Annotated in this window: 9 protein-coding genes; all 9 read left to right on the forward strand. The window is 63.9% G+C overall.

What is annotated here, in order from left to right; genetic code table 11:
* Positions 1 to 5 precede the first annotated feature (5 nt).
* The gene (locus AB0C34_RS30590; RefSeq protein ID WP_357080631.1) at positions 6 to 899 is read left to right on the forward strand and encodes an ROK family protein; all 894 of its coding nucleotides are present in this window, start codon (positions 6 to 8) and stop codon (positions 897 to 899) included.
* Between the two features lie 365 nt (positions 900 to 1,264).
* Positions 1,265 to 2,389: a GAF domain-containing protein gene (locus AB0C34_RS30595; RefSeq protein WP_357080634.1), complete on the forward strand. Its 1,125-nt coding sequence runs from the start codon at positions 1,265 to 1,267 to the stop codon at positions 2,387 to 2,389.
* Positions 2,390 to 2,456: 67 nt separating this feature from the next.
* Complete coding sequence (locus AB0C34_RS30600) at positions 2,457 to 3,461, forward strand: conjugal transfer protein (protein ID WP_357080638.1); 1,005 nt, start codon at positions 2,457 to 2,459, stop codon at positions 3,459 to 3,461.
* A 19-nt stretch (positions 3,462 to 3,480) separates the two neighbouring features.
* Positions 3,481 to 3,741, forward strand: coding sequence for a hypothetical protein (locus tag AB0C34_RS30605; RefSeq protein WP_357080641.1), 261 nt, complete (start codon positions 3,481 to 3,483; stop codon positions 3,739 to 3,741).
* Positions 3,738 to 4,271 (forward strand): hypothetical protein, encoded by a 534-nt coding sequence (locus AB0C34_RS30610; RefSeq protein ID WP_357080644.1) that lies wholly within the window; start codon positions 3,738 to 3,740, stop codon positions 4,269 to 4,271. Before AB0C34_RS30605 ends, AB0C34_RS30610 begins: the two co-directional genes overlap by 4 nt.
* Positions 4,271 to 6,799, forward strand: coding sequence for an ATP-binding protein (locus AB0C34_RS30615; protein ID WP_357080646.1), 2,529 nt, complete (start codon positions 4,271 to 4,273; stop codon positions 6,797 to 6,799). Before AB0C34_RS30610 ends, AB0C34_RS30615 begins: the two co-directional genes overlap by 1 nt.
* A 122-nt stretch (positions 6,800 to 6,921) precedes the next feature.
* On the forward strand, positions 6,922 to 9,255 hold the full coding sequence (locus tag AB0C34_RS30620; protein ID WP_357080649.1) for a hypothetical protein: 2,334 nt from the start codon (positions 6,922 to 6,924) through the stop codon (positions 9,253 to 9,255).
* A 71-nt stretch (positions 9,256 to 9,326) separates the two neighbouring features.
* Positions 9,327 to 10,214, forward strand: coding sequence for a hypothetical protein (locus tag AB0C34_RS30625; RefSeq protein ID WP_357080652.1), 888 nt, complete (start codon positions 9,327 to 9,329; stop codon positions 10,212 to 10,214).
* 103 nt (positions 10,215 to 10,317) lie between these two features.
* Positions 10,318 to 10,591, forward strand: a 274-nt coding sequence (locus AB0C34_RS30630) for a hypothetical protein (protein ID WP_357080655.1), incomplete at its 3' end; no start/stop codon positions are given.

Below are 10,591 nucleotides of genomic sequence, written 5' to 3' on the forward strand. Positions count from 1 at the left end.
AACTCATGACGGTGCTGGCGTTGGAGATCGGTTCATCGAGGTTCGCGGCGGGTCGGGTGGCCGACGATGTAGGTGACGAGGACATTCGGGAGATTCCGGTGCCCGTGTCCGGCGCGTGGGACCAGTGCCGGGAGCTTTTGCTCGAGGTCGCGGGCGGTGCCGAGGTCACCGCCCTCGGCATCGCCTCGGGCGGCCCGATCGATATGGCAGCCGGAGTGGTCGCGCCCGCCGAGGTCCCTGAATGGCGAACGGGTTTCGGCATCGTGGAGGCGGCGCGGACGGTGTTTCCGTCGGCTGCCATCCGAATCGCGCTGGACGGTGTATGCCTGGCGCTGGCCGAACGGAACTTCGGTGCGACGAGCACTGTGATGGACGCGCTGGCCATCAATGTGTCCAACCGCATCATCGGCGGCGTCACTGTGGGCGGTTTTACGGTAGTCGGGCGGACCGGGAACGCGGGACATATTGGTCATGTCCTGGTCCCCGGCTTCGATGATCGTTGCACGTGCGGTGGTCGCGGTTGTCTGGAGTCGGTCGCGGGAGGCATGTCCGCGGTGCGCTGGGCTCGGGGGCAAGGCTGGGCGGGCACGTCGGTATCGGAATTGGTCGAAGCTGCCCGAGTCGGCGAGGACATTCCGTCCGCGGCGCTGGGTCGGGCCGGAATCGCGCTCGGTCGGGCGATCGCGTCTGTGGCCGCATTGCTCGACATCGACCTCGTGGTGCTCGGCGGACCGCTCACGGAAGTCGGTCCTGCGCTGTGGAAACCGCTCGGCGAGGCGGTCGCCACGCACGCCAGGCTGAGCTTTCTGCCAGGACTGCGAGTCAAACCTTCGCAGCTCGGCGATGTAGCGATACTCGCGGGTGCCGGCGTGCTTGCGGCATCCAGATCGGGCGCCTGATCCGGTCCGCGCTGCGGCGGAGCGGTGTGGAGGGAGAGTTTTGGATCACTTCACGGATCTACCGTGGGAAGCCGCAGGCAGTTTCTCTATGTCGAGTGCGCCGACGGCATCTGATGTGCCATCAGATCATGCGCCGGTCTCGGGGTTACGTAACTGAGCTCGAGATGAATACTATGAACGTCCGATCGGTCGCTCGATGCGAGTGATGCAGACTTCAGAGAACTGGCGCCGTCGTTCGGTTGATTGAGCCGCTGAACAACGGTACATTGCCTAGGTCACATGATGTCTCATCCGGATTGAGGTGGATCCGGAGGAACGGCTGGTCAGGCGAAAGTGCGAAGCGAAGTGGCGCAGTGATTCCATGGGTGACTATCGAGACGTTGGCGCCCGACTGCATGTCCGTGGCATCGGTGGGGGATGCGCCGCGCGAGTTCGCGAGTTGGCAGCGGGTTCTGCAGCGAATGCTCTCGAAGGTGCCCGCGCTCTACGACAAGTTGACGACAGCGCGGTTGACCGAGGCCATCCGTGCGGCCCATGAGCAGGCGCAAGACGTCGACCTGACGATCCAGACGGGCGCAGGTCCACACCAGCTGTTGATCAAGCCGGTCTTCGGCCCGGCCGGGGATGTCCACGCGGTACGGCTGTGGCTCGGCCCCACCAGCGAACGAGTGCCTGTCTCGCGTCCCGCGGTGGGCGTTATTTGGGACTTGAGCACCCAAACCATCCAGCAGCCGAGCGGCATCACCAGGTTGTCCGGCAGCACGCCGGAACTGTACGTGCCCCGGATGTCCATCGCGGAGCTGTTCCACCGGGTGTCGAGTTTCGATCGGCACGCCGAAGTCCTCGACCTGCTCTACGAACCCAAACCCGGCGACCGGATGCAGTTCGACACCACGGTGTCGTCCGGGTTCGGGCGTACCGCGCAGTGGCGGATCACCCTCCGTGCTCGCGATGACGAGCGGACACGTGGAGCCTGGTGGCTGATCGAGGACGTCACGTCGGAGGATGCGCCCGCGGCGTGGCCGACCCTGGAGCGAATCGGGTTGCGCGAGGCGCATCGTCGCGCCGGGACGCACCTGGCTGTAGTCCAGCTCGAGCACACCAGCATTTCGCACTGGCTCACCGATCCCGCACCCTGGATCCGTTGGGACTATCTGTTCCGGCCTATCGACGTGTTCCATCCCGACGACCGATCCCGGTTGGCGGAACTCGGCACTCGGCTCCGGTCCGGCGACAGCGCCGGTGTGACGTTGCGGCTGCTCGATTACGGCGGCGGTTATACGCCGACCTCGCTGCTGCTCTACCCGTATCCGGGCTACTCGAGCAGACAGCTCGCGATCGCACAAATGGTGCGGGCCGCCGACGATGTTCCGTTGCTGGAATCCCATCGGCAAGTCCTGGAGCCGCGGCAGCGTGGCGCGCCGATCGGTTACGACGATCAATTGCGGCATTGGCTTGCCAGCAGGACGAAAAGCAACCCGGCCTGCTGACCCTTAATTCCCACTGTTGGGAACGGCTGACCGGTTGGGATCGCCGGTCCTCTCTACCATTTCGGGAGTGAGGACAGTGGTTCGCGGACCGGCGGATTCCGGTGAAGCTTTGCTTCGCCGGATGGCTGCGCGCCGCCGCCGCGACAATATCGTGGTCGGTGTGCTGGCCGTTCTGGCTGTGCTCGGCGGTGGCCACTCGATCCTGAGTGTGTTCGACTCGGATCCCCCGCCACCGTCCGACGATGCGACAACCGCAATTGTGGGTCGTTCGCAATTGGCCGGGTCGTTCGCCGAACAATTTGTGGTGACTTATCTGACCGCCGTTGCGGGACAACAGGATCGAGTCGGCGAATTCGTCGGCTCCGGCCAGCAGATCGCGCTGCCGACTTCCGCGCGACAGGTGTCCGATCCCTCGGTCGTCTATGTTTCGCGCACCATGTCCACCGGCAGCCTGGACGTCTGGTCGGTGACGGTGTCGGTCCGGGTCGGCAAGGCCGGAACCAATGTGACCTCGGAGAACCGGCAGTTCTACCGGGTCGCGGTGTCGACCGCCGACGGGCGACTACGGGCGCTGTCGGTGCCCGCTGTGGTCCCGGCACCCGCGAAGGGCGCCGAACTGGCGCTCGCCTACTCCTCGCCATGCGCTGCGGACACGCCGCTGTCTCAGGTGGCAGCCGGATTCCTGGGTGCGCTGCTGGCGGGCGCTGGTGACGTAGCCCGCTACACCACCCAGGACGCGGGTATCACCGCGCTGAAGCCGGCTCCGTTCACCGCTGTCGAGTTGGTCGCCCTCACCGCCGACAACGCGGCCTGTGGCACCAGCGGCGCGAAGGCTCGAGTGCTGGCCACCATCAACCCCAAAGCCGATACCGGCGCTACCGCGACACTGGCCTACCCGCTGACGATGATCCGCAACGGTGGCCAGTGGCAGGTGGTGTCTATCGATCCGGTTCCCGCCCTGTCGAGTCCGCTGGCGGTGGTCGCCGGTCAGGACTCGCGTGGCGGAGCACCGGCCACTTCGACCTCGCCACCTTCGACGTCGGCGAATATCCCGCCGGCGACACAGAACTGATCCGAGAAGAGGCAGCCCGATGGGCAATCTTAGCAACATCCTCTATGGCGTGCTGATCTTCGTCCGCTGGGCAGGATTGATTCTGATCACCATCCTCAGCATGGGGGTGTTGATCTCCGAGGCGGCGAGGTCGCGATTGTCGCCGGCCAAGATCCTCGCGGTCGCGGGGTCGGCGGTTCTCGCGGCGGTTCTCTTCTGGGTGTTGCCCACCCTCGTCAACTATGCGCGCACGGATTCCAACATCATCGTTCCCGATCACCCTATCGGTGGCTATCGATGACCCAGGTGATCAAGGTGTTCACGCCGATCAAACGTGTTCCCACGATGATCGGCAAGGCACAGAACGGACAGAAACTCCCGTTCGGTCCCTACACCTTGCCCCAGGTCGGCGGTGCGGTGGTGCTGATGTTGGTGACATCGGTGTGCGCCATGACCTTTCCGGTCAACCCGGCGATCACGTTCGTGGCCGGGCTGGCCTTGACCATCGTGGCGGTCTTCACGCTCGGGCTGGTGCCGTACACGGGTGTCCGCATGACCTCACGCGCGATCTGGCTCGGCAGGCTGCTCGTCTACCGCAAGCCGGTGTCGGCCTCAGGTATGCCCCTCACCGAAGATTCGGCACGCCACACCATGTTCATCGAGGAGACCGTCGTACTTCTCCTTCCTGATCGAACAGACGCGCGCCCTGTCGCGGAACCCAAGACCGATCGTCGGCTGCTCGAGGTGATCGGAGCTCGGGGTAGCGGTACCGACCTGCGAAATCGAATGAGCGGCAACGGCGGCGAACGGACAACCGGAGAAGGTCGCTGATGGCATTCGGACGAGATCTCCAGCCCACCGCGGCGATTCGCGGCAATATCCAGTTGACGCATTCGGGGCTGGTCACCGCGACATACTTCATCAATCCGCTCGGTTATGGGCTGCGCAAGGCCAGCGACAAACACGACGTGAAGATCGCGCATCACGCGCTGATCAACAACCTGCCGAACGGATCACTGCTGCTCGGCATTCAGGCGCGCCTGAACACGATCGATGTGCTCACCAAGATGGTGGAAGGCGTCGACCTGGACGAGTGCGAGGACTACGCGGACGAGGTGGTCGCCTCGTACGAACGAGTCCGGGCGATCGCGCCGCAGACCCGGATCTACTTGCTGTCCATTCCGGTGGGGGCCACCAACTCCGGTGTCTCCGCGCTGTCGCGGGTGTGGCGAGGCAGCACCACCACGATCGACGCCACCGCGATCTCGCGCACCGAGATGGACGCCTACGACGAGGAAGCGAACACGATCCTGTCCCGGATCGGAGCTGATTTCGATCCGGTTCCGGTGCCCGCCGCGCTGTTCCAGTGGTTGTGGGAGCACTACCTGTCGCGCGGCGCGGTCGGCGATCCGGTCGCGCCGACCCGGGCAGGGGCGTTGGACGACGCGACGTCGGCCGTGTTCCGCTCCGCGGCGCTCGATGAAGGAGCGCAGGCCGACAGCAACCGGCGAATCCGCCCGTCCTTTGTTCCGGTCATCAAGGTGGTACAGCCGGACTCCATATATCGGCCGTCCTATCAGGCAATGCTCACGCCCCGTTCTTTTCCGTATGCGGGCATGACTTTTCCCGGTGGTAGTGAGTTTCTCAACGTGCTGGAGGGCCTGGGCGACGTCACCGTCGACTGGGGGATGCGGGTGTCGACCAAGCCCGCCGAGCAGGTACTGAAGAACAACGAGCTGAATCTGCGGCGGCTCGGCGAGCAGATGGACCAACGTGACCAGGAAGTCTCCTTCGCGCAGAACACCTTGATGTCGAAGGCGCAGATGCTCGGCGAGTACAACCAGCATTTCGAGGTCAACGGTGGCGAATCGGAAGTATCGTTCACCACCGTCATCGCCGTCGGTGGGCCCTCGCGCGACGCGACTCTGGACGCGGTGAACGCGATCAAGCGCCGCTACAAGCGGTTTCAGGTGGAGATGACCACACCGGTCGGGGCGCAGGTCGACCTGTGGTCGATGCTGATACCGGGCAACCCGCCGCGCCGCGCATTCGACGACTTCGCGCATATCGTCCCCTCTGACATGTGGGCCGGTTTCGTACCGTTCACCACCAGCCAGATCGGTGACGACAGTGGCCCGGTCGTCGGGGTGAATCTGCTGTCCGGCCAATTCGAGCCGATTCATTTCGGCATCATGGAAGCGGCGCTGCACGACCTGTCCGCGTCGTTCGCGGTCACTGGCGAGCTCGGGTCCGGCAAGTCTTACTTCCTCAAACTCATGGCAGTTCTCGTCCACGACATGGGCGGTCAGTTCCTCGCCATCGACCGCAGTCAGGTCGGCGAGTGGGAGCATTTCGCCGCCGCCATCGACGACGCGGTGGTGATCGACCTGGCCAATCCGACCGTGTCACTGGATCCGCTGCGCCTGTTCGGCCCCCGGATCGCCGGGGAGCGGGCACTCGACTCGATTCTGCCGCTGCTTGACCTGTCGCCGACCTCCGGAGCAGGCGCCGCGGCTTCCAACCTACTGACTCCGCGAGCGATGGCCGAGTACGGCATCCGAAGCCTGCTCGACCTATTCCACGTCGTCCGGCGGCTCCGTGACGACCCGGCGATCGGCGACGAATACGCCGATCTGGCTGCGCGACTCGGCACCGTTGTCGAGCGCGTTCCGGTGCTCTTCGACCCGAAATTGCGTCCGTTGAAACTCACCGCCGCGGCGACTGTCGTCCGCAGTCATCACCTGGCTTTGCCGACGGCCGAGGAGCTCACAACGCCGCATCTGTACAACCGCTTGCCGTTGACCAAGCGGCTCGGGACAGCGCTGTACGAGTTGGTCGGCGTCGCCGCCCGCGAAGCCTTCCTCACCGACAACGGCAGATTCGGGTTGCTGGTTGGCGACGAGGCTCACCATTTCACCCAAACCCAAGTCGGCTCGGCGGTCACTTCGGACTTCAGTCGGGACGGCCGCAAGCACTTGGCCGCGATCGGACTGGCCTCGCACGATCCGGCCACCGACTTTCAGGGCGCGGCGCACAATCTGATTCCCAACCGGTTCGTCTTCCGGCAGCGCGATGAGACCCTGGCACGCAATAGTTTGGAATGGCTCGGCGTCGATCTCGACGAAGCTCCGTTCCTGCTGCAGATATTGCGTGAGGAGACCTCTCCGCCGGTTGGCGCGGGTCGTCAGGTACCGGAAGAACGCCGTGGCGAGATGTTCATGCGTGACGCGTTGAACCGCATCGGTCGCGGCAAAGTGCTCGGCCCCGCGCGTCCGGACCGTGCCGCGGCGATCACGAGTACACCGAACTCGGTCAGTGGGCTTCGTACCTCCCTACCGGAAAGACAGGTAGTGCCATGAGTTTCGTGGGCCCCCGGGGTGTTCGACCATGTGGGCTCACCTTCGGGATGCCGCGGGATCCCGAATTATGGGATCTTGATCGTTGGCGGCCACAAGCGGTGCTACGGCGATGTCGTCAGTGGGTGTTCGCGACACGGCGGCGGCGCTGGACCGCATGGATTTCCATCACCTTCTTCGTGCTGGTCATCTTCCCGGGCTTCATCGTCGCGCTGGGCACTGCGCAGACAAGCGCATTGACGGCGGTTGCGGCGCCCAATAGCGCGCTCAGTTGGATGGATATCAAAGATACGTCGGGGGTAGAGCTTTCGAGCTACATATTCGCCACCAACCGTGGCGGGGTATTCAACCCCGGGGACACTGTGCTGTCGCTCCTGATCAGTGTGCTGTTCGCACTATGGCTCGTCCTTGTGACCACTGGGGTATGGCTACCCAGTCAGACCTTCGATTTCGGGTGGCTGAACATGTTCAGTGCGCCCTTGCGTGGCGTGGCCACCAATCTGACCGCGCAGATCGCGACGCCGCTGATGATGGCGACGGCAGTGGCGATCGGTGCGTTCTTCGTGGCGTGGTTCATCGTACGTGGCTATCACGCCAAGGCCGTGATGCAAGTCTTGACGATGGTGGTGGTCGCCATCATGGGGCCGTTATTCCTGGCCGCGCCGCTGGCCGAGGTCTTGTCGTCGGACGGATTGCTGGTGCAGGGTCGCGACCTGGGAATTTCGGTCGCGGCAGGTTTGAACGGCAATAATAATCCGAATCCGAGCCAGACAATGGCGCAGATGCAGGCCGACATGGCAACCAATTTCGGGCGCTATCCATTACAGGTCTGGAATTTTAGCCATATCGTGGACAACCAGCCGTCCTGCAAGGCCGCATGGACGGCCGGCGTGCTGGCTGGCGATGAAGACCGGGTGAAGGACGGGATGAAGTCGTGCGGCGACAGCGCCGCATACTCGGCCGCCAATAATCCCAGCGTCGGTCAGATCGGAGCCGGCATTCTGCTGTTGTTCTCCGCGGGCATGTTGTTGCTGTTCGGCGCATACCTTTCCGTCAAGGTGGTCTGGGCTGCACTGGACACGATCTACTACGGGTTCGCGGCGATCTTCGGGTTCGCCGCCGGCGGTTTCGTCTACGGGGTTACGCAAACGTTTACTGTCCGCTCCGTCGTACATGGTTTTGTCGCGGCCGCACGCATGGCCATCTTCATCATGTTCCTAGGTATCTATGAGCTATTTCTGGGCAGTTTGTTCCAACAGGCGCGCGGGCAAGTCATGGCTGTGTTCGTCATCGGGGCGCTCGTCGAGGTTGTGGCCATCTTGCAGGCGCGGCGCTTGAGCAGGGGCCTCGACAGCAGCAATGACTGGATCGCCAATCGGTTCGCGATCGCTATACAGAGTGGCAATGCCAAGAGTTCGGGTGGCGGGGGGACGGCCCTGGGAATGGGGCAGGCGAGTTCGCGCAACTCTATGAGTGGACTCGCCATGTTCGCGGCTGCCAGCACCCTGAGCGGTTCGCCTATCACCGCATGGGCTACCGGCGGGGTTCGTGACGCGCTCATGCCGAAGGCGTTTGCCAAGAACAAGGCGGACAGGTTGGGGTGGGCCATCGCGGGCGAGTTCGGTGAAGAGATGAAAAACATCCATTACGATCGTCTCGCTTTGGGTGAATTCGCGGAGCGGGGCAGTGGAAGGGCCGTCAGGATACACGGGGCGCAGCCCCGCAGCCAGCTTGCTGCCGCTTTTGCGGCGGAGCAGGCCGTAGCCTCCGGTGCCGCCCCATCATCCACATATGCCGCACTCAGAAAGTCGGGCTTCGGTCATAATATCGCCCTCAAGGCGTCCTCGGTCCAAAGTGATATTACCGAATTGCTGAAGGCTGATCCCCTTCCGTCGGAACATTTGGCACGCGTTGTCGCCGCCTCCAGGCTCTACGAGCAGGATTGGGAGCATCCGACGTGGAGCGGACCCAAACTGGATGCGTTGAGAGCGGCTGCCTATAAATTTCGGAGAAATAACCCCGGTGGTGTCAACCTGCCTAGAGGGCTTGTCGAGGTGGGCGAACAGTTTATGGCAGCTCCCACGAAAGAATGGATCCAGGGTCTGCAGAAGGTCGCTCAAGGGGCGGATGGTAGTCGGTGGACTTGGCGGCATTCAGACGGAAGTCTGAGAGAATTCAGCAAGCGAGATGCGGAACGATTGGAGAAATGGATAACGAACCAATCCGCACTCAGGGTGCAGGCGGCAACAGACTGGGTAGCTGATAATCCGGCCGACTTCGAACGGGTACGGCGGCTACGCGAGGAAATCAACATCGCGTCCGACGTCAACAATTGGCAGAACGGCAAGGCGAGTACCGGGCAAACTGCGGTCGCGCCGCCACACCTTTCGGGCCACAAACCGCTTGCTCAAATTCCCGCTGATTTTATAACAGCGGCGCGAGACAGAAGAATGACCTGATCCGCACCGCGTATCACCAGTCTTGAGTTGGGCCAGTTTTCAAGGAAGGGCATGTGATGATCAGCCGTCTCATGACTGTTGTATGGATCGTCTCGATTACCCCGACCTGGCTGATTGTGGCGGTATTGGTGACAGGGGGCCTGTTCGCCGTCGTCGTCATCCTCGTGCTGATCGTCGGCGGCGCGACGTCGTCGATCGCCTCGGATCTGCACTATCAATGCGACAGTGCGGTGGGACCGGATCCGTCCCAGACCGTGGCCATGACCCCCGCCGCGGCCGCGCGCCTTGCCGCGCCGACCACCCCGGTTGCCAGTACCTCGGCCGCGCCCACCACAAACCCATACGCGGCGCTGACTATCGCACCGGACGATACGAGCGCTTCCGACTGGCAGCGCGCCTGCGTCACGGCGCTGAAAATCGCGCCGTACCAAAGTCCGCCTATGCTCACCACCACTTCGGGATTCGGTGCCGACTGTGCGCGTGAGCTCGCGCTCGGACAGGCGGCATCGGCGAGCGGATCCCAAGACGCGGCCGGTGGCCGCGGGGATGCCGCGGATTTCACCAGGGCGGTTATCTACCGAGCCTCGGCTGCGGAGGTGACCGGGCGCTGTGAACTCGCTGCGGGTTCAGCCGCGGCGGAGCCCTACGCGGGTGCGCAGTCGAGCGGCACGGGCCAGCGGGCGTGCGGACAGCCGGGCGGTAACGGCGCTGCTGTGGTCGTGTTACCGGATACTGTTGCCGCGCAGGCCGCGTGCGGACAGCGGGTGGACCCAGCCGCGGTGTCGGCAGGCGATCTGGTCTTCTGGGACTATCGGAACAACGCGCCGACACGTGTCGGGATCGCGGTCGGCGCCACCCAACTCGTCACTGTCGACGTGACGACCGGCAGGTATCTAGCGCTATCCGTTCCAAGCACGAACGACGTGCGGGTGAAGCGAGTGCTCGGCACCGGGATGTGATGAGAACAGATGCCACCCACCGAAATAGAACCCCAGGTCGAAGCCGGCGACGAAGGTGAGACGTCGACTGTTCCGGTGACGCCGTGGTCGGGTCGGCCGGGGAGTGAGCGTTCGCGTCCCGGTGCGTCTGTGCCTGGTCAGCCGGGTCCGTCTGGGACGGGTCAGCCCGGTGATCAGTCGGGTGCTCCGGGGCAGTCGAATGGTGGTGGGCAGCCTGGTGTTCCGGGTCAGCCTGGTGTTCCGGGTCAGCCTGGTGGGTCGGTGCCTGGTCAGGCTGGTGTTCCGGGTGGGTCGGGTCAGCCGGTGCCTGGTCAGTCGGGTCAGTCTGGTGTTGCTGGTCAGCCTGGTGCTCAGGGTGGTCCGGGTGGTGTGGTGGC

It is taken from the genome of Nocardia sp. NPDC049220, assembly GCF_040647855.1.
Taxonomy (GTDB): domain Bacteria; phylum Actinomycetota; class Actinomycetes; order Mycobacteriales; family Mycobacteriaceae; genus Nocardia.